The organism is Arthrobacter sp. TMT4-20 (assembly GCF_054510775.1).
In genome coordinates this window covers 1-23,273 of record NZ_JBTNDW010000020.1, presented here as the reverse complement: position 1 = coordinate 23,273, position 23,273 = coordinate 1, and the positions used below count along the sequence as shown (strand labels likewise).

The window sequence follows — 23,273 nt, the reverse complement described above, 5'->3', positions numbered from 1 at the left end:
AGGGTACGCGCTAGGGGCAGCCCACTATCTTGTACAGGGCTGCATCACCTTCCCGGTCTACCAGCTCGAAGCCGGCGCTGGGGGAGAGGTCCCTGAGGCCGGAGAACACCGGTGCGTCCCCGCCATGGACCGAGTCGGTTCCGAAGTCCAGGACAAAGGTTGTGTTGGTGCTGCGTACAGCCGCGCAGACCTCAGGGTTTTCCCGCATGGTGTCCAGCTCGTCAAAGATGAGCCTGGCCTCGGCTGTAGCCGGGCTGGTCCCGAAGGGCAGGAGGGATCTCCGGCCAGCGAACGCATAGTTGAGAGCAGCCCCGGTCAGCGGCTGGCCCGCAATCACCGCGTCGGCGGGGACGTGCTCGGGTAGGCGCTGCAGCAACGCCAGCTCGTCCGAGGTCAGCAACCGGGACTCTTCGGTATACCGGTAGTGGTAGGCGGCCTCGCTGACGGCCCGCTGCACCGCAAACAGCGGCGCCACCGCCAACCCAATGACCACCAGCACGGCGGTCACCAACGGCACAAACCAGACGGGCTCCGGGGCACTGCGGGTCGAGCGGACCCGCCGCGCCGTCTGGATCAGGGAACCGGCCAGCGCGACGCCTCCGATGCTGGCCACCAGCATCCCCGCCGGGGCGAGCATCGCACTGATCCGGAAGTAGTCGTTGTACCAGACCCCCGCGACGATCCACCGGAGGGTGGGTGCTTCCTGCCAGCTGCCGACGACGAATAGCGTGCCGGCCACCAGATACATGACGATCACCCACCGATGGCTGCGCAGATACAGCACGACGGCGGCTCCCACGGCGGTGAGGATCGCGGCCAGGAGAGCTATCGGTCGGCCAAGCGGTCCGTGGAACACCACTTCCGAAATGGCTCCACCGGCATCGCCCATCTGGTCCCAGTTGGTGGACCGGGCGGGGCGCACCGTCATCCACAGGACCGCAGAGAGCACCACGAACGTGACCGTGCCCGCGGCCACCGCCAGTCGTCGTCGGCCGCGTTCGGACCGGAACCGGGCGTACGCCACCGCGAGGATGGCTGGCGCGGCCAGCGCCAGGAGGCTCAGAAGGGACGAGGGGTGGGCCAGGATCAGGCCGGGTAGCAGGCCCAGCAACAGCAGGAGGCTCCCGAACCACCTGAGGGGCACCTCGGTGCCCGCCCCCACGAGCTGGATCACTACCCCCAGTGCTGCCGGGAGAATCGCGATGGACAACATGAAGGGGTAGACCACCCCGAACTCCAGCAGCAGATAGGGGAAGGAACTGTAGGCGGTGGACAGCACGGCGGCGACCAGCAGGGGCATGGTTCGCTCCCCGGTGAGGCGGCTGACAAGGAAAAGGCAGCCCAGACTCCAGATCCCGGTGATCAGCACCAGGTTGGCCACGTTGATGGCAGCGGTCAGTGGAATGCCAGCGGTCGCCATGACCAGCGACACCATCGCATGCCAGCCGGCCGGATAGAACGTGCCTTCCCTGCTTCCCAGATAGCCCAGGGTCAGCGATGACGAGTTGCCGGTTTCGGAGATGTAGCGCAGGGCGTTGAGATGGAAAATGTTGTCGTGGGATTGGGCGATGTTCTCCGGCACGCCGAACATCCAGAACATCCACGCCGCCACCGGCACCGCAGCGACCGCCCACGCGATGAGGACCGGCGCCCAACGGGCCAGCGGTTCAGCATTCGCGACGTCGCCGTGGATCAGTTGCCCGAAGCTGCGGCGCAGCAGCCACAACGCGGCGCCAACCGTGACGGTGACGGCCAGCACCGGTGCCAGCGACCAATCAACACCAGCGAAGGCGGCGACCTCGGCGGACACCACCACCGCCGTGATACTGAACGGTCCGGCCAGGGCCAGCAGAGTCAACCGGCGCAACCCCAGCGCCGCACCCCAGGCCAGCCCGGGCCCGAAGACCACGAGGATGGCGACCGCAAACGCCGGCAGGGTTTCCGCCCAACTCATAGGTCCCCTCGGGTTGTGGTGGATGACGTCATTGGGCGGCGGTCGGACTGGCTGGCTGACAATACGGACAGTAGTACAAATCCCGCAATTCCAGGGCGTTGTCCCCGAGCTGTTCCAGGGTCACCCTGGTGCCGCACCGCAGGCAGCCGCGGTGCTCCCGGCCATAGACCCACAGCGTGTCGCCCCTCAGATTGCCGGTGGTGGCTCGAGTGGACCGTGCCTTGTTGGCTTCCAGCAGCTTCTTCGCCAGTGCCACCATCCGCGGCAGGTCCCTGACCCCAGCGACCGGGGTCAGAGGGTGCACCCCGGCGAGGAAACACAGCTCACATCGATACACGTTTCCGATGCCCGCAAGGTTCCGTTGATCCAGCAGGGCCAGCCCAATCGGCCGGTCGGGCTGCGACAGCAAACGACGCAGCACCTCGTCGGGGTCCCAGCCCGGCCCCAGCAGGTCAGGGCCCAGATAGCCCACAGCTTCATCCTCACCGGACCGGGGGAGGACCTTCAGGAACCCCAGTTCGAATCCGACGGCGGCGGACTCGGGCGTTTCGAGAATGCAGCGTGCCTTGAATGCCGGACGGCGCCACTTGGCGCCCTTCGGGTAGATATGCCACAGGCCTTCCATCTTCAGGTGCGAGTGGATGGTCCAGCCGTCGTCGCCCCCCACCCGGATCAGCAGGTGCTTTCCACGCGCCACCACGTTCTGCACCGTCTCGCCCGTGAAGTCGACAGTCGCGAAGCGGGGGACCCGGATGTCGCAGCGCGTCAGCGTGCGGCCGGCCAGGGCCGCGTTCAGTTCCCGGGCGGCGCGCCAGACGGTATCCCCCTCAGGCACGGATCCTCAGCCCTCTCGGGGTGGAGTAGAACCCTGCAGCGGTCAGGGCGCGGCCCACCTCCGAGTCCAGGACCGGCTCGCCGTTGACCTTTTCGATTGCCATTTTCTCGGCCGCCCCACGCCGGATGATCGCTACCAACGCGGCCGCGGCGGCGTGCAGGGCCGCCGAATCGTCGGTGAACGCCAGGACAGTCTTGCCGCCCCGCTCCACATAGAGGGCGAGCCGCCCGTCCTGCAGGATCACCAGCGCTCCGGCCTTCCGGCCAGGGCGGTGCCCGCCGTCGGAGGCGGGCCACGCCAGCGCCGCACCATAGGGGTTCGCCGGGTCGGTCGCGGCGAGGGCAATCGAGGACCGCACGACGGTGGGGTCCTCACCCGGGCGGCGTTCCTGCTGGGCGTCGGCTCCGAACGAGCGCAACCGGTCCACTGTCGCGGGGACGGCGAACTGGGCGGCGCCGAGGTGTTCGATGAAGTATCCGCGCCGGCACCTGCCCATTTCCTCAAGCCGGGCCAGGACTTTATACTGCAGTCCGAACCCGCCGGGGGTACCTTCGCTGCCCACCGACCCGCGGGTGACCACCCCGTACCGGTCGAGCAGCAGTTCGGCTGTGGCATGGGCGTGGACAGTGGTTTCGGTCTCGACCTGCGGCAGCACCGTCCAGCGGCCGGCCGCCATGGGAGGGGTGCTGCGCTGGTAGCCGCGGACGCCGTCGTCGCTACCCTTGACCCGCATTGACGACCCGGTCAGGGACGCACCGGGCGCCCGGCCGAGCCGTCCGACCCGCGATGACCGGGCGCGCGGCGGGGCGGCGCGCTGCTTGTGGGCGGTTTTGCCGCCGGCCAGCAGACTCCGCACGGGGGTGAAGGTATCGTTACTGATCCGGCCGCCCCACACCAGCTCCCAGAGTGCGGTGACCACCTCGGAATCGTTCCGTGGCGCCTCGGAGTCGAGCGACTCGACCAACTGCCTGAAGAAGTAGGCGCCACCCCGGTCCAGGAGCTCCAGGAGATTCAGTTGCAGGGCGGATGGTTCGAACACCGGGTCGGGTCTGAGGGTGAGTGGTGCGTTCTCGGCCAGGTGCAGGGCAATCCACCCGTCGTTGCCGGGCAGCGACCCGGCCCCGGACCAGACCACCTCCCCGGTGGCGGTCAGCTCGTCGAGCATCGCCGGCGTGTAGTTGGCGACCCGTGAGGCGAGGATGAGCGGCTCCCACGCCGACGCCGGAATGGGAACCCCCGAGAGTTGGTCGACCACGGTGGCCACCCCGTCCAACCCGCGGAGGGAGGAACCGACGTGCTGCCAGGCGGGAAGGAACCTGCCGTAGGCTGCGGGGTCCACCGGTTCCACTTCCTGCCGCAGCGCGGCCAGGGACCGACGGCGGAGCCGACGCAGCACCTCGACGTCGCACCATTCGCTGGGAGCCGCAGTGTGGGAGGACGCGGGGGTGTTCTCGGGGAGTGAGGCAACCGGACGGAACTCACCTTCGACCACCCGGCCGTCTGCGGCGAGGCGCTGCAGGGCAGTCAACACCACGGCGACCCCCAGGCCGAGGCGCTGCGCCGTTTCGGCGGCGGTGAACGGTCCATGGGTGCGGGCGTAGCGCCCCACCAGGTCTCCCAGCGGATCCGCCACCGGTTCGATGAAGGCCAGCGGGATGCCCATCGGCAGTGGGACCCCCAGCGCGTCGCGCAGGCGGGCAGCATCCTCGACAGCCGACCAGCGTTCCTCGCCGGCGATGAACACCTGCAGCGCCCGGTTGGCCTGACCGAGTTGCAGGAGCAGCGAGCCCACCTGTTCGACAGCCGGGGTAGCGGCGGACTCCTCAGCAGTCTGGAACCGGTCAGCTACCTCCTGCGTGGTGAGCGGACCAAGGAGCCGCAGGAGGTCGGCGACGCCCTCGAGACCACGCACGGTCCGGTCCGGTGCGAGGCGCTGCAGTTCACTTTCAGTGGTGGCAATGACCTGCGGGTCCAGCAGTTCACGCAGTTCCGCGCGACCGAGCAGCTCGTTGAGGAGAGTGGGATCCAATGAGAGGGCGGCAGCGCGGCGCTCGGCGAGCGGGGAATCGCCCTCGTAGAGGAAGGACGCTACGTAACCAAACAGCATGGATCGGGCGAACGGAGACGGCTGGGAGGTGGTCGTTTCGACTATGCGCAGTTCCCGGCGCTCGATGCTGGCAGCGATGTCCTTCAGCGCGGGCAGGTCATAGACGTCCTGCAGGCACTCGCGGACCGTCTCCAGGACGATCGGGAACGTGGGGTACTTCCGCGCAACGTCGAGCAGCTGCGCCGAACGTTGCCGCTGCTGCCAGAGTGGGGAGCGTTTCCCGGGGTTTTGCCGGGGCAGCAGGAGGGCGCGGGCAGCACACTCGCGGAACCGTGAGGCGAACAGTGCCGAACCGCCCACCTCGGTGGTGACGATGCCATCGAGTTCCTCCGCGTCGAAGAGAAACAACTCAGCACCCGGCGGCTCATCATCCATCAAGGGCACCCGCAGCACGATCCCGTCATCGGAGGCCATCGCCGAGCCGTCCATGCCGTAACGCTGCTCGAGGCGCGCCCCGACGGCGAGCGCCCAGGGGGCGTGCACCGGCATGCCGAAGGGGCTATGCAGGATCACCCGCCAATCGCCGAGTTCGTCGTGGAACCGTTCAACCACCAGGGTGCGGTCGTTCGGGACAATCTCGGTGGCCGCACGCTGTTCGGCGAGGTAGGTCAGGAGGTTTCCCGACGCCCAGTCATCGAGACCGATCGCCTTGCACCGAGCCTGCGCGTCCTCGGGGGAGGCAACAGAGGTTTCGCGGACAAATCCGCCGATCGCGCGGCCAAGTTCCACCGGTCGGCCCAGGGAATCGCCCTTCCAGAACGGCAACCGTCCCGGCTGCCCGAACGCGGGGGAGACCAGCACCCGGTCGTGGGTGATGTCCTCGATCCGCCAGCTGGTGGCGCCGAGCGCAAACACGTCACCCACCCGCGACTCGTAGACCATTTCCTCGTCGAGCTCCCCGACCCGACGCCCGCCCTGTTTCCCCCCGGTGCCGGGTTCGGCTGAACCGACCAGGAAAACGCCGAACAGCCCCCGGTCGGGGATGGTGCCACCAGACGTGACCGCTAGCCGCTGGGCGCCGGGCCTCCCGGTGATGGTGCCTTCCACCCGGTCCCAGATGATCCGGGGCCGCAGCTCAGCGAACTCGTCGGAGGGGTAGCGCCCCGCCAACAGGTCGAGGGTGGCATCAAACGCAGATCGGGGGAGGGTGGCGAAGGGGGCGGAGCGGCGGACGACGTCGAACCACTCCTCCACATCGATGGTGCCCAGGGCTGCCGCTGCCACCGTTTGCTGCGCGAGGATGTCCAGCGGGTTGGCGGGGATGTACAGCGGCTCGATTTTCCCGGCGAGCATCCGCTCTACGGTAACGGCGGTGTTTACCAGGTCTCCCCGGTGTTTGGGGAAGAGCACACCCTGCGAGACTTCGCCCACCTGGTGCCCGGCACGGCCCACCCGCTGCAGTCCGCTCGCCACCGAGAAGGGTGACTCCACCTGGACCACCAGATCCACTGCACCCATATCGATTCCCAGTTCAAGCGAGGACGTCGCCACCACGCAACGCAGCCGCCCGGATTTAAGGTCATCCTCGATCAGCGCCCGCTGGTCTTTCGATACCGACCCGTGGTGTGCGCGGGCCAGGAGGGGCTCTGAGCCGTCAGTCTGGCCGGCCTGGCCCATCAGCTGGGCCGGTGGTGACTGGGTTGCCTGGTCCGCCGGAGCCTTCTCGGCGCGCTGGCCGGTCCCGGTGCCTGCCTTCGGCGCTGAGTCCTCAGCCGGTGCTGCCCGCAGTGCCGCCGCTTCCAGCCGTTCGGCGTGGATCTCGTTGAGGCGGGCGGTGAGGCGTTCGGCGAGCCTGCGGGAGTTGGCAAACACGATCGTGGAGCGGTTGGCCTGGATCAGGTCAACGATCTTCTCCTCGACGTGCGGCCAGATGCTGCCCTGCGGGACAGCTTCGGCGCCGTACGCGTCGTCGTCGTTCCGCGTCGGCGGCCCGCCGAGCTCGGTCATATCCTCCACCGGCACGGTCACGGTCAGGTCCCACTGTTTTTTCGACGGCGGCGCGACGATCTCAACTGGAGCGTTGCCGCCCAGGAACCGGGCGACGGTCTCCTGCGGTTCTACTGTTGCTGAGAGCCCGATCCGCTGCACGGGTTTCTCCAGCAGGGCATCCAGCCGGGCGAGGGACACCGCGAGGTGCGCTCCCCGCTTGGAACCGGCCACCGCGTGGACCTCGTCGACGATGACCGTATCGACGTCGGTGAGGGTCTCGCGCGCCTTGGACGTCAGCATGAGGAACAAGGATTCGGGGGTGGTGATGAGGATGTCGGGTGGCCGGGTCAGCAGGGCGCGGCGATCCGCCTGGGAGGTGTCACCGGACCGCACCCCCACAGTGATTGACGGCGCTGGAAGGCCCAGCCGTTTGGCAGTCTGGGTGATACCGATCATGGGGGCACGCAGGTTACGTTCGACGTCGACGCCGAGCGCCTTCAACGGCGAGATGTACAAGACCCTGGTGCCGCGCTTCTTCGCGGGTACTCCCTTGGTGGCCGGTGCCTCCTCGGCCGCGCCAGCGGCGATGAACTTGTCCAGCGCCCACAGGAACGCTGCCAGGGTTTTCCCGGAACCCGTCGGCGCAATGACCAGGGCGTTCGAGCCCGCCGAAATGGCGTTCCAGGCCCCCTCCTGCGCGGAGGTGGGCGCGGCAAAGGCTCCGGCAAACCACTGATGGGTTGCGGGAGTGAACTTATCCAACACCGATGTCACCGATTCATCATCTCTCAGGCGACTGACATTTTGCGACGCAGCGGACCGAGGCTCCCGCCCCGCGGCCAAATGGAGGGTAGCTTTCAAGGTAGAACGCCCCAACTGCAGCAGGAAAGGCTCACCCATGAGAGGCCAGGTAGGAAACAACTGGGTTCCGATGGCGGGTGTGTCTGCTCTTTTTCTGGGCGGTGCGGTGGCCAGCCTGATCGCCGGTGAAAACACTGGCGCCGTGGCAGCCTACTTTGTGGTGGCGACCCTGATCCTCATCCTGTTGGCGGCGCCCTGGCTGGTGCGCAACCCGCCAGCGATCAACGCCAACTCGGGCACCTACCTGATTCTGGCGGTGGTTCTGGAACTTGCGGCGCTGCTCGGCGGATCAATCGAAGCGCTCCGGGGGCTTGGCGGCTGGATCGTTCTGGGCGCGGGTCTGGTCACCTACGGACTGCTGGAACGGGGTCGGGTAATGGTGACCGCCGGAGCCTTCGCGGCGCTGGCCGGCGTCGCCGCCGTCGTTGGCCAGCAGACCTGGTTGACCTTGACGCTCCAGCTCCTCACCGCAACGATTTTCGCCCTCGCCGCTGGACGGTTGAGGCACCTGTTATTCAGCGAGCGTCGGGCATCGGACGGCACCACTGGCTCACGATCGCCAGTCTTCCGCTAAGACTGGCTCCCGGCAGTATCTGGGCTACATGGCGGTGACAGGGCCAACGGTCATGAGGATGATGTCCTCGGCCGCGCAGCCAACCGATTCCTGGACCGCGATCAGCGAGTCGGTGGCACCCGGTGGGTAGACCCTGACACCGGTGGTTTCGGTGATGCTGCAGCCGTCACCGTAATTCTGGGCATTGGTCTGTTGCAGGGTGGCGATGGCGGACTGGCCCGGCGCCAACACCACGGTGGGGGACTCCACTCCGGGTTCCCGGTCGGCGGGGGCGCCGACCTGCGCCTCTGATGCATCGACGTAGGACACTCCCGGGTAGCCGGTCATGGAGCATTCCTCGTCCGACATATTCGAGAGGATCAGGTTGCGTGCGGCGGTACCCGCGCTGCCGGCACCCATCGGTGTTTCCACTGTGGCGGCCAAATCGGCAGCGGTGCAGCTCCCGTCGTCCTCGGGCTCGGCTGCGGTGGGCTCTTCCGACGCTTCTTCGGTCGGGGTGGCTGAAGCCTCCGGGGAGGGGGATTCGCTGGCTTCCTCGGTCGGTTCCGTGGTCGGCGCGGCGGAGGTGCTGGCTTCCGGAGCGGGCGTCGATTCCTGCTCGGTGGAACTGGAGGCACCACATCCCGCAACCAACGCGATGGAACTGATGGCCGCGAGGACGGCAGCGGCTTTGGACGAAGTGCGTGTGTGGATACCCATGGACTCACCTTCGCCGGTGATTGCCCCTGCGTCAATCGGCCGCCCTAATGAGACGACCGATTGACGCAGGGATCGTTACCGACTGCTATTTGGCGCCGCGGGTCCGGACCAGGGCCAAGACGCCCGCTGCCAGACCGAGCAGGCCGGCGGCCAGTGCCACCCAAATCACGGGCTGGGTTGCCGTAGATTCGGTGGCGGAAGCCTGCTCAGTATCGTCGGCGTCGGCGTCGTCGGTGGCTGACGCGTCGTGGCCGTGCCCGCCTTCCTCGGTCTCGGCGGTGGTGACGAAGGAGGGTGCCGGGCTTTCGGGTTCCTCGGCACCTTCCTCGGCTACCTCATCCCAGCTGGACACACTGCCATCGGAGTACGTCTGGATGGCAGGCAGCGTGACAGTGGTTCCGGCCTCGGGTAGCCGCCCCACTGACAGCGAGAAGACCTGGTACTCGTCGGCGGACAGCGAGTCCCCTTCGCTGTCCGCGGTCCACACCACTGACAGGGCGCCCTCGGTGATGGTAGCGCCATCGACCTCGACGGGCTCGGGAAGCTCGCCGCGGACGACCTCGGCGGTCCAGCCCTCTACCGGTTTGGCACGCACCGAGGTGAAGGGGCTATCGGTGGGCAGCTGGACCTCAACTTTCTCGGTCAGGGCCGTGTCCGATTCGCTGGGTACCGAGAAGTTGAGTTGTGTGTAGCCGCCCGCAGTGGTGCTGGCTGGGCTCACATTGACGTGGGCTGAGGCCGTACCCAGACCGAGGGCCATGAGGCCCGCGGTGGTAACGGCGAGTGCCGAGGTGGTGACGGTCCGGCGTGATGAAGCGTTCATGGAAATGCCTTTCAGGATGCTGCCCGGGCGCACAGCGCTCGCAGGGTCAGCGAAAAGTGGGTGTTGTGATGAGGCGGCTGCCCCCGTGGCAACAAGGTTCAGGCAGGCAGCAAGACGGGGACGGGCAGGTGCGGTGGCCCCCGAAGCGCGGGAGTGTCGCGCAGGGCGCGTACCGAACGTAGCGCCGGTGCCGGCGGGAACAGGGGCATTCGTGGGACTGGGACGCCGATGACGACGTCGGGCAGTCGGAGTAGTGGTACGAGCCAGGCGGCTGCCAGGTGCAGGGCGGATTCGCCCCGGTGGAGCATGAACCCGGTGGCGGCGACGGCGACGCCGTGGAGTGTGAGCATCCAGAGGTCGGTGTGCGCGGCGGCGGGGTGCGCGTGCGCACCATTCGGCATGCAGTTGACCGCCTGGACGGCGTAGTGGGTGGCGGGTGCGGTGACGCAGGCCGCCGTCGTCGACGTCAGACTGAACGCGTGGTGCAGGAGCCATTGCCCCAGAGCGAGAACGAGAAGGAGGGCGGGTAGCGATAATGCTCTTTTGGAGATGACTGTCACTGCCAGGAGCGTTGCCGACCCCAGCACGGCAACGATCAACGGGGCTGGGAGGTTTCCCCCACCAATAACGTGCGCCCCGGCAGCAAGGGCGAGGACAACTGCTGAAGTCACCGAGGAGCGGGCCAGGCGATGCGAAGCCGGTGCGCCGCTCATGATCCTCCCTCAGGTCCAGTGGTTGTCCGCACTCGTACTACGGCTGAAGGGCTACCCGCCCTACCCAAGGGTATTCGACGCCGTGTGGGGGACGGCTTGGTGAGGGTGCTACTCGTGGTGATAGGGGCGCCCGGCTGCGATCTCCTGCGCGCGGTACAACTGTTCGGCGAGGATCAGCCGGACCAGCTGGTGCGGAAAGACCAGGGGGGAAAGCGACCACACCAGGTTGGCGCGACTGTGGACTGACGGGTCAACCCCGTATGCGCCGCCGATGATCAAAATCACAGTCCGGGCGTTGTCGATGGGCTGTTGGAGGGTCCGGGCCAGGCCGGGGGAATCGAGGGCTTTGCCGCGTTCGTCGAGCAGGATGACGAAGTCGTTGGCCGTGAGTTTCGCGAGGAGCCGTTCGGATTCTTCGCGGCGGGCGGCGTCGTTCTCCCGGGCCGAGTGGGGAATGAGCTGCCAGCTCAGGTCGAAGGGTTTCTTGAGGCGCTTCTCGTAACGCGCGATGCCGTCACTGACCCACGCCTCGTGCTTCTTACCTACCGCCAGAATCCGCATAGCCACAGGTGACACCCTACAAGGGTGCCCCTGCGTCTCGGGGACAATGAAGTTATGGCCCACCGACAGCGCGGAACCACGCAGGAACCCGACGACAAGACCTGCGTGTCCTGCGGGCGACGGATGGAGTGGCGGGCCAAATGGGCGGCGAATTGGGCTGAGGTGCGCTACTGCTCGGCCGCCTGTCGACGCCGGGGGGTCACCCCCACCGATCAGGAACTGGAAGCCAAAATCCTTAGCCTGCTGGCTGCGGCGCCGACCATCTACCCTTCCGATGCAGCGCGTGCGGTGGGCGGCGATGACTGGTCTCGCCTGGAGGAGCCCGCGCGACGGGCGGCCCGGAGGCTGGTTGCTGCCGGCCAGATTCAGATCACCCAGGCAGGCTCAGTGGTCGATCCCTCGACGGCCAAAGGGCCATTCCGCATCCGGCGGGCGCGGTCGACGGGTCGACCCCCGCACCAGACATCGACAACTGTCGATGCCATCACGTAGTCTTGCGCCATCGAATGAAGCCGCCCTCTCAGGGTGCAAACACCAAGAGTGAGGCGCGATGACCGATCCCGACGGAAAAACACCGGTACCCAAGCCATCAGTGCTGTTCGTATGTGTCAAGAACGGCGGCAAATCCCAGCTGGCCGCAGGCCTCATGAGGTTGGAAGCAGGTGATGGGATCTCAGTCAGTTCTGCTGGCACCAAACCCGGAACCGCCATCAACGCACTCTCGGCTGAGGTTCTTGCAGACCTCGGTGTTGACATTTCAGCGGAGCAGCCCACCCTGTTGACCGAGGAGGGCATGCGTGCCGCCGGGCTCGTCGTGGTTCTCGGCGGGGAAGCAAAGGTCCCTGCAGTTCAAGGCGTTGAGGTGGAAATCTGGGAAACCGATGAACCTTCCCTGCGCGGTATCGAAGGGCGTGACCGGATGGTACTGGTCCGCGACGACATCCACGTCCGGGTGAAGGGCCTGAGGGAACGGCTGCTTTCCCCGAGCTGACGAACCCGTTTCGAGGGCAGCGTACGCCCACCGGAAACAGGTAAGGCCCCGGTCCCCTTTGTTTACAAGGGAACCGGGGCCTTACTCACTCGCGGTGACGGTGGGATTTGAACCCACGTTGGCTTTCACCAAACAACATTTCGAGTGTTGCACCTTCGGCCGCTCGGACACGTCACCAACGCAGTCACTTTACCGGTTGGCGGGCCCAAGCCCCAAAACGCTAGAGATCGACGACGTCGTTCTTGCCTGGATCGGCACGCTCACCGGTCACCAAACCCTTGGCGATCTTGAAAGCCGAGACGATCTTCGGGGAATCCAGGGTCCAGTATTCGGCGGTATCGGCGTCGACCTTGATCAGGGCCACCGAGGTGTCGTCCTTGCCGTTCTCGAACCACGGCTCCACCGAAGCACTCCACAGCTCGTCGATCTTGGCGCGGTCCTTGGTCAGCGACGCGGTGCCCGTGATCGATACGTAGCCCTTGCCGCTGCTGATCGACACGTTCACCTGCGGATTGGTGCGGATTTCCGCGGCCTTCGGCGAGGGGTCCTCCGTGAAGAACCACAGATCGCCGTCGAACTCGGCCTTCTGCACGGCGAGCGGGCGGCTGACCAGCTGGCCTTCACCGTTGATGGTGGTCAGGATTGCGATGTCTGCATCCTTCAAAACCTTGTGTAGTTCCTTCATGCCATCCTGCTGCGAGGTCATCAAGTGCTCCTTTTAACTATGCGGCTTACCGGATTTAGTCAGCCTACGCAGTACCTAAGGTCAGCGATACCGGCTTAGCCTCCAGCGAAATCCGCTGGCACTGCCCGACGGTGTCACCGTTCGTTGCGCTGGGCGGTGAAAAAGTCCTTCAGCAACTCGGCACACTCGTCTTCGCGGATCCCGGGCACAACCTCGGTCCAATGGTTGAGCCGTCGTTCCCGCAGCACATCAAAAACCGACCCTGCCGCGCCCGCCTTGAGGTCCCAGGCCCCGAACGCGACGCGGGGGACGCGTGCCAGCACCGAGGCGCCGGCGCACATGGCGCACGGCTCGAGGGTGACCACCAGGGTGCACCCGTCCAGCCGCCAGTTGCCGGTGGTCGCCGCGGCACGACGCAAGGCCAGCACCTCGGCGTGGGCTGTCGGATCCCCGGTCGCTTCACGCTCATTCCAGCCGGTCCCCAGTACCGTGCCATCTGCGGCGACGACGACGGCGCCAATCGGCACATCCGCCGTCTCCAGGGCGCGGTGTGCAGCATCCAGTGCAAGGCCCATCCACTGGGAAAGGAGCGGGTCGGTTCCGAGGGGGTTTGGCGGCATGCCCCCAATGATACTTTTGAGCTATGCGCGTACTGGTTGTAGATCATCCCCTTGTAGCCCACAAACTCACCGTCCTCCGGGACAAGGACACGGCATCGCCCGTGTTCCGGCAGTTGACCGAGGAACTGGTGACGCTGCTCGCCTACGAGGCAACCCGCAATGTCCGGGTGGAGCCCGTCGAGATCGAAACGCCGGTGACTACCGCGATCGGGACGGGATTGGTGAAGCCCACCCCCCTCGTCGTCCCCATTCTTCGTGCTGGCCTGGGCATGCTGGAAGGCATGACCCGGTTGGTTCCCACCGCCGAGGTGGGTTTCCTGGGCATGGCCCGCAACGAGGAGACCCTCGAGGCCATCACCTACGCGGAACGGCTGCCCGACGACCTCACCGGCCGCCAGATTTTCGTCCTCGACCCAATGCTCGCCACCGGCGGCACCCTGCGCGAAGCGATCAAGTTCCTGTTCAAACGCGGCGCCGCCGATGTCACCTGCATCTGCCTCCTCGCCGCACCCGAGGGCCTTGCCGCACTGCAGGCCGAGCTCGAGGACGCCAACGTGACCATCGTGCTGGCCTCCATTGACGAGAGGCTTAACGAAAACGCCTACATTGTGCCCGGACTGGGTGACGCGGGAGACCGCCTGTACGGCGTCGTCGGCTAGTCGCGGCCTCGATCGCGGCAGCTGCGTGGGGGCGCCGCCGTCGACGTCGTCGTTGACCGATTTCGCGTTCGGTGAGCCTGTGTGCGACGGCGTTGCGCCCTGCTCCGGAGGGCAAGCTGGACCCAGGCGGTCAACCAGAGCCTGGGTGGGCGGAATGTCGCCCACCGATTTCCAGGTTGCTCACCCAGAGCGGGGAATCTGGTCCGCACCGGCGGAATCGCAGCGGGAAAAGGGCGACTGGCCGCACCCCAAACCATTGTTACTTGCGCGTAAAGGAATGTGACGTGCAATAATTTGTAACGTGTTTACCCACTCATCGGCATCTCCAGCTGCAGCATCAATCGCAGGCGCACAGCCTGCGAGTGCCACGCGCTGGTGTCGAATGCACGCGTAACGGCTTACCCACACCCCTTACGCACTCCTAGCCCAACGGCGGGCTCCATTGAAGCCATCTCGACTCGGGCATACCCCCGCATTCGTGCCGTGATGACGGCCATTCACGTAGAGGCAAGCGATATATGTCAGTAGCATCCGGATACGTCCACATCTCTCTCCGCAACGCACAGAGCCGCGCCAACCTTCAGGGCCGCTCCTACCAGTCGCGCCCCTCCTTCGTCCCCTACGGCGAGGTTCCGGCGCAGGACCAGGCCGCGTCCGGGTACCGCCCCCTCCAGGCCGTGGCTGGCCCACTGGACAGCGCCCACCCCGATACGGCGCCCACCCCGGTGGTCACCCCGAACGGAGTGCCCGGCCCCCAGTCCGTGACCGGTGATACCACCGCGCGCGGCTTCGTGCTATATGTCGCACTGGATGAGGGAATCGCTGCCACCTGCGGCACCACGTTGACCAAGCTGGCCCAGGACGTCAGGGCCTACGTTCGGTCCGTCGTCCCAGAGGCCCAAAGCCACGCTGCTGTGGCGCTGGCACCCGCCGACGCCGTGGGAAGCGATATCGACGTCGTCCGGCAGGCTCTCGGCGACCCCACAGTTACCCGGCGCGTCCCCGCTCAGGCGGCCCAGCCTGCCGCACCGCGACCCACGGGCGTCCTTATCGACCTGTCCCGGCGAGAGGTTCACCTCGACGGCGACACGCTCAACCTCACTTTCAAGGAGTTCGAACTCCTCAACTACCTGGTCGAAAACGCGACCCGGACAGTTGGCCGCGAAGAACTTCTCAGTGGGTTGTGGCGCAATGCCGAAGAGGTGCCCAACGAGCGCACCATCGACGTCCACATTCGCCGTCTTCGCTCCAAGCTGGGGCGGCTCGCGAACACCGTCCGAACGGTCAGGGGGCAGGGCTACCGGTTCTACGAGCACCCTGAAGTCATCGTCTGGGCCGCCCCCGAATACTCCATCTAGTCGGGTTAGCGCCTAATCGCCGCCGCCAGTCGGTAGCAAAACCGCCACCAGGGGTACCAAACCGCGGCGGCAAGTGCTAACCTGTGGCAATCTCGTCATCGGGGTGACTGTTGGGAGTCAGTCGCCCTCAAGATGAGATGGGCCGGGTAACCAGTGGCTGCAGAAGCGGAAGACTATACGATTCCCTGCGCCCTGGCGGGTGTTCGGGATGGTGTGTGACGAGGCGGTAGTAGTTGCCAGTTCCCATTTCCACACTCGCCACATTGGGGATAGGTATGACTGGGGACAGAACCCGCGGCCAGTTGCTTTCGCAACTGGAGGTGCTGCTTCGTCGCGGAGTGTCGGTGGTCGTCGAAGGCCAATTCGGTTCCGGAAAAACGGAGTCCCTGAAGATCGCTGCCCGGTCGCTTGAGTCCGACCGAACCATTGTGCGCCTCCGCGGAACCCCCCGAGGCACCAAGACCGCATACCTGGCGCTCGCAGACCTGGTCAGGGTCCGTCCAGGCACGGTCCCACATCCGGCCGTGATGTTCGCCCAGCTCGCCCAGCGGCTGAGGAAGCTGGCCGTTGAACGCCCGGTGATCCTCATGATCGACAATTTCGATTTCCTCGACCCGCAGAGCAGGGCCATGTGCACCATGCTGCTGGAAATGCCCTCGGTAACCCTCCTGGTGTCCTGCAACCGGGTCGAGGACACCCCCGAACTTCGCGCGGCCGTCAACAGCCGCACCATGGCAGCCCTCACCCTTTCCTCGCTATCGGTTGCCGAGGGTAGGGAGGTTATCGAGCGCTTCCTCGGGGGCGAGGTCTCGACGTCGGTTGTTAACTCGCTGCACGCCCATTCCAGAGGCAATGCAAGGATTCTGACCATGCTCGCCGCGCATGGTCGCGAGAACGGCAACATTGCACACATCGACGGACTCTGGCGCACCACCGCCCACTACGCCGAGCCCTTCACCAGTAGCTCATTGCGCAGCGGCCTGGCGGTGCTGCAATCGCGGCTCAACGCCGATGAACGCGCCGCATTGGAAGTACTTGCTGCGGCCGGATCAGTCCACATTGATGTGCTGGCACGCCACTGCGATATGCGGGCACTCGAACACCTGCAGCGCGAAGGCATGGTGGACGCCCGGGACGGCGGAAACACCTACTGGCTGCATAGCAAAGGGCTGGCCCACATTCTGCGGCAGACTCTGGGGGACACCAGAAGCCGTCAGATCTGGACCGAAATCGTGGAGCCCGGGATGGCCCTCCGAGGGGTGCGCCCACCGGGCGCGAACATTGTGTGGGCGCTCCAACGCGGAATCGAGGTCAATGACACGGCCCTCCTGAACGCCGCCGACGACGCGATGCGCGCCTATTCTCCCCGCATCGCCCTCGATCTGGTTTCCGCCGTGAAACGGAAGACTGAACTCTCGGCCCGGGTGCAAGCGGAAGCCCACTGGTTCCTCGGGCAGGTGGAGGAGGGCCGGCGTGCCCTGGATGGTCAGGCCGACGCGCCGGAGGCGTCGACCGCACCAGCCGTCGATGACGCGGCAATCAGCCAGCTGGTCCGGTCTGTCTTCGCAGCCGATGATGTGGCCTGGGATGAGGACCCGGAGCAGCTGACCGAGGACCCGCTGCGGCAGCTGCTGATTCACCGGCGGACCGGCAACTACCCCGCCCTGTTATACGTCTTCCGCGCGAACAGTTTTCCTTCGGGTTCGGACGCCCGCTACCTGGTCACAATGCTGGCCGCGGAGGCCTATGCCGCGTGCGGAGACTCGGCGCGGGCACGACTCATGACCATCGAATGCGGGCTCGTTGCTGGGAGCGTCCGGTCCGCCGTCGTGCGTGAACTTGGTGAAACCGCCCACTACCGGGTGCTGTTCCTCAACGGCGAGTGGCGGGTGCTCACTGACATGCTCTCCCAGCACGTACTGCGACGGCCAGGCCGCTTGTTGTTTGGCGAACAGTCGACCTTGTCGCTCCCACGCCTGATCTCCCGAGAGTCGCGGGACGGCGTCATCGCCGGAGATCGTAGTGCGGCGCGTCCCGCTGACCTGTTCGCCTGGTTTATCCAACGGTCGGCGGACCTGTTCGCCCTGCAAGGCTCAGGCCGTTCACCGGCCACCGGGTTGCAGGAATTGGCGGGGGACAGGAAGCTCACCGGCCTGTTTGGGCTGCAGCTGTTCGCGCTGGGTTCCCTGGTGCTCTTGCAGGGGGAAGGCGACACGGAGGCTGCCCTCGCTGACCATTTCAACGAACTGGACCTCAAGCGCCTCGAACGGTGCGCCCGAAACACGTCGGGCCCACTGGCTCGGCAGTTGGGGCTCCTCGCCGAAGGCCTGCTGGCCGGTGATCCAGCTACCCTCGTCCGGGCAGCGCAGGCCGCCGCCCGCCACGGAAACCTCGGACTGTCGGCCGTGGCCGCCACTCTCGCCTCCCGGGCTGCTGGCAGGATCAAACAACCCGAGGTCCAGCGGGCTGCGCAGGTACTGGTGCCTGGTTCGGATTCCCGCCCCACCATGCCTGAGGACACCTCGATGCTGACCCGCCGAGAGCGTCAGGTGGTTGATCTCGCGATGTCCCGCAGCAAGAACTCGGAGATCGCCGCAGTCCTTGGCATTTCACCGCGCACAGCCGAACGCCACCTTCAAAACGCCTACCGCAAACTGGGTGTCTCCACCCGCGAGCAGTTGCGGCTCGTGCTTCAGTTACCGGATGGCGCCGCCGAATCGGGCGGTGCGTGAAGAGGGTGTCCCCCGCCGGCAAGCTGACACGGAGCATCCTCGACGAGGTACTCCACGCCGCGGGACGGGAACTCGTCACCGCCCGCTCTGGGGGGCTGCTCCTCACGACGTCGACAGTTTTCGGCGGGGACTTTCTCCTCACGCGCATTCTTGCGTCCGCCGATCCCTTCTATACGGTCAGCGTGCAGGGAACGGAGTCGTTTTCGGATGTTCCGTACGCTCCGCTGGCACCCTTGCTCCAGGATTCTCCGGACATCGACTTCGAGTCGGAGCTGGACGTCCTCTCCGCGGTTCGCGATCGGATCCAGCGACTGACTGGGGGGCGGAGCTGTGTTGTGGTGGTGCGTGGACCGGAGCACCTCGATTCGGCGAGTATCGCCCTGTTGACCAGGCTCGCCGAGTCGCCCTCGGTCGGCTTGCTTATCCGGAGCGGCCCCCGCAGCAAGGTACCCCTGGACCTGGAACTCGTCCTTGCTGACGGTTTTATCGAGGAGGTTCACATCCCGGTGCTGACCGCCGCCGACGTCAGGGAGTACTTCGATTCCATCCTGGGAGCCACCCTCCCGATGTTGTCCAGCACCCTGGTCTGCGATGTCATCGGTGGGAGTCCGGTCCTGCTGGAAATGGTGACCCGGGACGGCGAACTGAAGGACCTGATCCAATTGCGCGACGGCGTCTGGATCCTGCCGCGTGAACTCAGCCTGACCGACCGGATGGCCGAGCGCATTTTCAGTCTGATCGCCGATTATGCTCCGGAGGAAACCGACGTTCTCCTGACTGTTGCGCTCGCCCACCAGATACCGGTCGAGGTGGCGGTCCACTTTTGGGGGGTGGACCCGGTCAACGCCTTGTTGCTGGAGGGTGCGCTCTCCAGGGAAGAGGATGCCGGGACGATCTGGCTGCGCGCGGCGCCGCCCATCCTCGGCGCAGCTATCCGGCACCAGGTTGAACCTTTCCGGTCCCGACGGCTCTGGGAGAACGTCCACGAGCACCTCACCGACCTCACGAACACCCCGGGCATCATCCACCGGGTGCTGTGGAAACTGTCAGTCGGGGTCACCGTCGACGACCATGAGGTGCTGACCGCTGCCACGATGGCGAACCGCCTCGACCAGCCAGACACGGCGGAACTCCTGCTCCGCCGGCTACCGTCCGATGTTGCAGCGGACCACTCCGGTGTCTTTGCAGCTGCAGAGGTGCAGCGTGCACGCACGGAGTTCTATAACGGCCGAACCGACCTCGCCCTGGCCCGCCTCCGACGGCTCGTTCTCAGTGATCCCGGATCCGACGTCCTGACCTCGGTGATCCACTTCATCTTTCAAATTAATCTCGCCACGGGGTTGGGAGCATCAGCACTCTCCGAGGCGATCCGGCGTCACACAGCGACTGGCCCGGCGGGCAAGGCCTACGAAAGCACCCTGATCGTGCGGCTGGGCCGCGAGCTGCAGCAGCTCACCGCCGGAATCATCCCCAAGAACCCGGTGGTCGAAGCAACCGGGGTGCCGCAGGATCCCCGGGAAGCGCTTTGCTGGCATCTCGTCTCGGGTGAGCTGCTCTACCGGCGCGGCGACCTCCTGGGCGCAGCAGCAGAACTGGACCTCGCGCTGGACCTGGTGTTCGATCATGAGCACCTGCGCAACCATGGCGGATACATCGTGACCCGGCTGATGTTCCTGCTGGCCGGAGGCGGCTTCTGGAATGAGCTGGCGGCACTCCAAACCAAGGTGACGGCCCGCCGGGCTCCCTGGATCAAGCGGTTCACCGGGTTTTGGGAGCTGGTTGAGGGGCTGACAGCGCTCCGGAGGGGACGGCCCCTGACCGCGCTCGCGCACTTCAGGACAGCTGTTGTGGTTCTCCGGGCACGCGACATCAAGCAGTTCAGGCCCCTCGCCGCCGCTCTTGCTACCTATACGGCGTGGCTTATCGGCGATCCGAGTCTGAACGATTTCGTGGGGGAGTACCGGAGGCTTACTCACCTCGGACCGCCCGAACGCCGGATGCTCGCCGAAGCCTACATGGCCGTGGTGGGTGAGCCTCCGGCCAGCGCCTCAACGCGTCAGCGCGGACTGATCCCGGTTGAGGCAGCAAATCCGCAGATTCGCGCCGAGCTGAGTGTCCTGCGGGTGCAGACCGGCGCCGATGACGCCGTCGACGTCGGCATCGAACGTACCGCTGGACTTTCTGATCCGCGCGCCCAAAGCCTTCACACAGTGCTGACCGCGCTCGCCTCCGGAAGCGTGAGCGAGCTGGTTGACGCAGCAGAGTTTTGCCTCGACCGGGGGCAGGACCTGTTGGTTCCGGTCTGTCTGGGGGTCCTGTTGACCCAGTCACCGGGATCGAACAGCAAGGTGGTGCGTAGTGCCTCGAAGCTGCTCGCCCGGCTCGACCCCGAACTTCAGCGGCTACACCCCCAGCTGGCGTCGCTGCGTCACGCCACCCGCCTCACCCCGCGTGAGGCAACCATCGCCGCTGACGTCGCTGCCGGGAAGACCGCCAAGCAGATCGCCAAGCAATACGGAGTGTCGATCAGGACGGTCGACGGGCACGTGGAAAGCGTCCTCACGAAGCTGGGATTGTCCTCCCGGAAGGACATCGGAAAGCGTTCACCGTAGCGGCGAATCCAGAAAAAGTAGAAAACTACGTAGCGTCTTCACAAAGTCGGGTAGTACCTGCGTAGTGATGGTGAGCGGTTCGCAGCCTATGTTGATTACAGGGAAGAAATTCCCAGGTCGGTGCAAACACCAGCACTGAAGCTTAGAGCCGGAGGCGGCGGAGGGACTCCCCAACGAACCTCGCCGCCTCTGCCTCCGCCAGTGTGGAGGGTAGCATCGACCGAAGCGGAACACCGACCGCTGACCCACAGATCGGAGCGGCTTCCCGGGGCGAGAGCCGGGAAGCCGCTCTTTCTGTTGGATCCCTGGAAGTGGCGATCCGAGGTGCGTCACCCTGGCGGGGAAACACCATAGACTTCAGGCCATGGCATCTCACCACCTCAAACGGCTCATGCTGCTGCGGCACGCCAAATCGGATTGGCCCCGCAACGTCGAAGACTTTGAGCGTCCGCTCAGCACCCGCGGGCACCGTGATGCACCGCTACCCGGGCTCTGGATGGTGGAAAACGACTCCGTCCCGGACCTTATTCTGTGCTCGTCCGCCCTGCGCACGCGGCAGACCTGCACCTGGGTCTGTAAGGAGCTCGGTGATAAGGCGCCGACCCCCAAACTCGAGGACCGGCTGTACTCGGCGTCTGCGGCAGCGATCCTGGCGTTGATCAACCACGTTCCCGAGACGGTCACCAGCCTCCTGGTGATCAGCCATCTGCCCGGAGTCCAGGAACTCGCCATGCGGCTGGCCTCGGTGGATTCGGACGAGGAAGCGGTGATGGACATGGCGACCCACTACCCGACGTCGGGCCTGTCAGTCCTGCAGCACGACCGACGCTGGGCGGAGCTGGATGGCCGGGACGCCGTGATGACCAACTTCGTGGTGCAGCGGGCCTAGAGGCCGTACTTCTCAAGAAGGCGTAGCCAGACTTCGCTGATGGTCGGGTAGGCCGGCACAGCGTGCCACAACCGGTCCAGTGGGACTTCCCCAGCGATCGCAATGGTCGCGGCATGCAGTAATTCAGCGACGTCCGGGCCAGCGAAGGTCATCCCGACCAGGACTTTACGATCCTCGTCCACCACCATCTGCGCCCACCCCTGATAGTTGTCGGCGTGGAGCGCGGACCCGGCCACCGCAATCTCCAGCGATGTCTCGCTGACGTTGAGGCCCGCGTCCTGCGCCTGCTCCAGGGTTCGCCCCGCCATCGCGATTTCGGGGTCCGTGAAGACCACCTGCGGGACAGCGTACTGATCAGCGGAGGCGGCGTAGGCGCTCCAGTCCTCGACGGCGTCCTTGAGGGTGCCAGCCGCACGGGCGGCGATCGCCGAACCGGTGATCCTTGCCTCGTATTTACCCTGGTGGGTCAGCAGGACCTTGCCCGCGGCGTCGCCGACGGCATACAGCCAGTCGACCCCCTGTACCCGGCCCGACGGGTCGATGACGAGCTTCTTCGGGTCAAGACCGAAATCCTCCAGACCGAGACCGGCCAGGGCAGGGGACCGACCGGTGGATACCAGTAGCTTCTCGGCGGTCACTGTCTCGCCACCTTCAAGGTGTACGGTCACCGAGCCGTTGTCCTGCTGCCTCACCGATTCGGTTGCAGTGTCAGTCCTGATGTCGATGCCGTCACTCTCGAGCCCCAGACGCACCAGTTTGCTGGCCGGGGCGGGGTAATTGGCGAGGAGGCCGCTGCGGGCAATGATCGTCACCGCCGAGCCGAGCCGGGCGAAGGCTTGTGCCAGTTCGGTGCCAGCGACACCGCCACCAAGGACGGCGAGGGACGTGGGGATCTGGGGGGTCGAGGTGGCTTCGCGGGTTCCCCAGAACTCGACCGTGTCCAGACCGTCGACCGGTGGGATGGTGGGCGTGGAGCCGGTTGCCAGTACCACTGCAACCCGGGCGGTCAGGGGGGTGACGTCGTCGTCGTGATGCACCTCGACCGAACGCTCACCCGTGAGGCGTGCTGTGCCGCGGACCAGGGTGATTCCGCTGTCCTTCACCCAGTCGGCCTGCGACGAATCGTCCCAGTTGGATGTGAATTTGGTGCGACGATCCAGCACCTGCCCTGTGTCGAGGGAGCCGGTGACTGCTTCCCGGGAGCCGGCCACCGCCGAGGCGGCCTTTAGGGCCGTGCCGGGGCGCAGTAAGGCCTTGGACGGCATGCAGGCCCAGTAGGAGCATTCGCCGCCGACCAACTCAGCCTCGACCAGCGCCGCTGAGAGTCCCGCCCGCACCACGCGATCAGCCACATTCTCGCCGACAGCGCCAGCACCGATCACAATTACGTCAAAATCCCTGGAGTCGTTCATGCCTTGAGCTTTTCACTGCCGATGCGCCGGGGCAACCTTTGCCTGGCAGTTATCCATAAGCCGGCACACAAAAGCCTGGGCAAAAGAAAACACCCCCGGCCTAAGCCGGGGGTGTTTTCTTTCTTGCTGGTAACACTGTGCGCGCGAAGGTGTCTAGGTTCAGGACATAGGCGACACATGAGTCGCGACATGGGCGACAGTTGATACCCGCCGGTGAGTCGGGACATCGGCGACACTTTAGGGGCCTGAGTATGAGCCC

Annotated in this window: 18 protein-coding genes and 1 tRNA gene; 8 read left to right on the top strand and 11 right to left on the bottom strand. The window is 65.9% G+C overall.

The annotated features are described in order from the left end of the window. Positions 1-10: 10 nt before the first annotated feature. From ACX80Z_RS14940 to ACX80Z_RS14930, 3 genes are read right to left on the bottom strand one after another with little or no spacing between them, the layout of a single operon-like run. Entirely contained in the window at positions 11-1,954 is a 1,944-nt protein-coding gene (locus ACX80Z_RS14940; RefSeq protein ID WP_459316416.1) for a DUF6541 family protein, read from the bottom strand. 28 nt (positions 1,955-1,982) lie between these two features. Continuing rightward, complete coding sequence (locus tag ACX80Z_RS14935) at positions 1,983-2,789, bottom strand: Fpg/Nei family DNA glycosylase (protein ID WP_459316415.1); 807 nt, start codon at positions 2,787-2,789, stop codon at positions 1,983-1,985. After that, a complete protein-coding gene (locus tag ACX80Z_RS14930; protein ID WP_459316430.1) occupies positions 2,782-7,617 on the bottom strand; it encodes an ATP-dependent helicase in 4,836 nt (1,611 codons plus the stop codon). Before ACX80Z_RS14930 ends, ACX80Z_RS14935 begins: the two co-directional genes overlap by 8 nt. Positions 7,618-7,765: 148 nt before the next feature. Between ACX80Z_RS14930 and ACX80Z_RS14925 the strand changes: the two genes are divergently transcribed. Further along, a complete protein-coding gene (locus ACX80Z_RS14925) occupies positions 7,766-8,260 on the top strand; it encodes a hypothetical protein (protein WP_459316414.1) in 495 nt (164 codons plus the stop codon). 24 nt (positions 8,261-8,284) lie between these two features. Here the strand turns inward: ACX80Z_RS14925 and ACX80Z_RS14920 are convergent, their stop codons facing one another. The 4 genes from ACX80Z_RS14920 to rlmH form a co-directional block, all read right to left on the bottom strand. After that, on the bottom strand, positions 8,285-8,959 hold the full coding sequence (locus ACX80Z_RS14920) for a DUF4232 domain-containing protein (protein WP_459316413.1): 675 nt from the start codon (positions 8,957-8,959) through the stop codon (positions 8,285-8,287). Positions 8,960-9,044: 85 nt separating this feature from the next. Then, entirely contained in the window at positions 9,045-9,782 is a 738-nt protein-coding gene (locus tag ACX80Z_RS14915; RefSeq protein ID WP_459316412.1) for a YcnI family copper-binding membrane protein, read from the bottom strand. 98 nt (positions 9,783-9,880) lie between these two features. Continuing rightward, complete coding sequence (locus tag ACX80Z_RS14910; protein ID WP_459316411.1) at positions 9,881-10,495, bottom strand: hypothetical protein; 615 nt, start codon at positions 10,493-10,495, stop codon at positions 9,881-9,883. 108 nt (positions 10,496-10,603) lie between these two features. After that, positions 10,604-11,056, bottom strand: coding sequence for a 23S rRNA (pseudouridine(1915)-N(3))-methyltransferase RlmH (gene rlmH, locus ACX80Z_RS14905; RefSeq protein ID WP_019482330.1), 453 nt, complete (start codon positions 11,054-11,056; stop codon positions 10,604-10,606). 54 nt (positions 11,057-11,110) lie between these two features. Between rlmH and ACX80Z_RS14900 the strand changes: the two genes are divergently transcribed. Both ACX80Z_RS14900 and ACX80Z_RS14895 read left to right on the top strand, forming a co-directional pair. Continuing rightward, positions 11,111-11,548 carry a DUF3253 domain-containing protein gene (locus ACX80Z_RS14900; protein WP_459316410.1) on the top strand — a complete coding sequence of 146 codons (438 nt, stop codon included), beginning with the start codon at positions 11,111-11,113 and terminating at the stop codon, positions 11,546-11,548. Positions 11,549-11,606: 58 nt separating this feature from the next. After that, complete coding sequence (locus tag ACX80Z_RS14895) at positions 11,607-12,047, top strand: arsenate-mycothiol transferase ArsC (RefSeq protein ID WP_459316409.1); 441 nt, start codon at positions 11,607-11,609, stop codon at positions 12,045-12,047. 92 nt (positions 12,048-12,139) lie between these two features. Here ACX80Z_RS14895 and ACX80Z_RS14890 read toward each other — a convergent pair. From ACX80Z_RS14890 to tadA, 3 genes are all read right to left on the bottom strand, one after another. After that, positions 12,140-12,224 (bottom strand) — tRNA-Ser (locus ACX80Z_RS14890). Between the two features lie 43 nt (positions 12,225-12,267). Beyond that, on the bottom strand, positions 12,268-12,753 hold the full coding sequence (locus ACX80Z_RS14885) for a pyridoxamine 5'-phosphate oxidase family protein (RefSeq protein WP_459316408.1): 486 nt from the start codon (positions 12,751-12,753) through the stop codon (positions 12,268-12,270). Positions 12,754-12,866: 113 nt separating this feature from the next. Further along, positions 12,867-13,352, bottom strand: a complete 486-nt coding sequence (tadA, locus tag ACX80Z_RS14880; RefSeq protein WP_019482334.1) for a tRNA adenosine(34) deaminase TadA — start codon at positions 13,350-13,352, stop codon at positions 12,867-12,869. Between the two features lie 23 nt (positions 13,353-13,375). On the opposite strand from tadA, the gene upp reads away from it, so the two are divergent. From upp to ACX80Z_RS14855, 5 genes are all read left to right on the top strand, one after another. After that, entirely contained in the window at positions 13,376-14,011 is a 636-nt protein-coding gene (gene upp, locus ACX80Z_RS14875) for a uracil phosphoribosyltransferase (protein ID WP_459316407.1), read from the top strand. Positions 14,012-14,529: 518 nt separating this feature from the next. Continuing rightward, entirely contained in the window at positions 14,530-15,369 is an 840-nt protein-coding gene (locus tag ACX80Z_RS14870; protein ID WP_019482336.1) for a winged helix-turn-helix domain-containing protein, read from the top strand. Between the two features lie 275 nt (positions 15,370-15,644). Continuing rightward, positions 15,645-18,101, top strand: a complete 2,457-nt coding sequence (locus tag ACX80Z_RS14865) for a helix-turn-helix transcriptional regulator (RefSeq protein WP_459316406.1) — start codon at positions 15,645-15,647, stop codon at positions 18,099-18,101. Beyond that, complete coding sequence (locus tag ACX80Z_RS14860) at positions 18,098-20,713, top strand: helix-turn-helix transcriptional regulator (protein ID WP_459316405.1); 2,616 nt, start codon at positions 18,098-18,100, stop codon at positions 20,711-20,713. Before ACX80Z_RS14865 ends, ACX80Z_RS14860 begins: the two co-directional genes overlap by 4 nt. A gap of 364 nt (positions 20,714-21,077) precedes the next feature. Next, positions 21,078-21,602, top strand: a complete 525-nt coding sequence (locus tag ACX80Z_RS14855) for a SixA phosphatase family protein (RefSeq protein ID WP_019482339.1) — start codon at positions 21,078-21,080, stop codon at positions 21,600-21,602. On the opposite strand, the gene ACX80Z_RS14850 is transcribed toward ACX80Z_RS14855, so the two are convergent. Continuing rightward, complete coding sequence (locus ACX80Z_RS14850) at positions 21,599-23,014, bottom strand: dihydrolipoyl dehydrogenase family protein (RefSeq protein ID WP_459316404.1); 1,416 nt, start codon at positions 23,012-23,014, stop codon at positions 21,599-21,601. The genes ACX80Z_RS14855 and ACX80Z_RS14850 overlap by 4 nt on opposite strands. Positions 23,015-23,273 lie beyond the last annotated feature (259 nt).

Bases quoted from the DNA above. Each gene is read 5' to 3' on its own strand.
- ACX80Z_RS14940 (WP_459316416.1), bottom strand. From the start codon at position 1,954: ATGAGTTGGGCGGAAACCCTGCCGGCGTTTGCGGTCGCCATCCTCGTG.
- ACX80Z_RS14920 (WP_459316413.1), bottom strand. From the start codon at position 8,959: ATGGGTATCCACACACGCACTTCGTCCAAAGCCGCTGCCGTCCTCGCG.
- ACX80Z_RS14915 (WP_459316412.1), bottom strand. From the start codon at position 9,782: ATGAACGCTTCATCACGCCGGACCGTCACCACCTCGGCACTCGCCGTT.
- ACX80Z_RS14910 (WP_459316411.1), bottom strand. From the start codon at position 10,495: ATGAGCGGCGCACCGGCTTCGCATCGCCTGGCCCGCTCCTCGGTGACT.
- rlmH (WP_019482330.1), bottom strand. From the start codon at position 11,056: ATGCGGATTCTGGCGGTAGGTAAGAAGCACGAGGCGTGGGTCAGTGAC.
- ACX80Z_RS14900 (WP_459316410.1), top strand. From the start codon at position 11,111: ATGGCCCACCGACAGCGCGGAACCACGCAGGAACCCGACGACAAGACC.
- ACX80Z_RS14895 (WP_459316409.1), top strand. From the start codon at position 11,607: ATGACCGATCCCGACGGAAAAACACCGGTACCCAAGCCATCAGTGCTG.
- ACX80Z_RS14885 (WP_459316408.1), bottom strand. From the start codon at position 12,753: ATGACCTCGCAGCAGGATGGCATGAAGGAACTACACAAGGTTTTGAAG.
- tadA (WP_019482334.1), bottom strand. From the start codon at position 13,352: ATGCCGCCAAACCCCCTCGGAACCGACCCGCTCCTTTCCCAGTGGATG.
- upp (WP_459316407.1), top strand. From the start codon at position 13,376: ATGCGCGTACTGGTTGTAGATCATCCCCTTGTAGCCCACAAACTCACC.
- ACX80Z_RS14870 (WP_019482336.1), top strand. From the start codon at position 14,530: ATGTCAGTAGCATCCGGATACGTCCACATCTCTCTCCGCAACGCACAG.
- ACX80Z_RS14865 (WP_459316406.1), top strand. From the start codon at position 15,645: ATGACTGGGGACAGAACCCGCGGCCAGTTGCTTTCGCAACTGGAGGTG.
- ACX80Z_RS14855 (WP_019482339.1), top strand. From the start codon at position 21,078: ATGGCATCTCACCACCTCAAACGGCTCATGCTGCTGCGGCACGCCAAA.
- ACX80Z_RS14850 (WP_459316404.1), bottom strand. From the start codon at position 23,014: ATGAACGACTCCAGGGATTTTGACGTAATTGTGATCGGTGCTGGCGCT.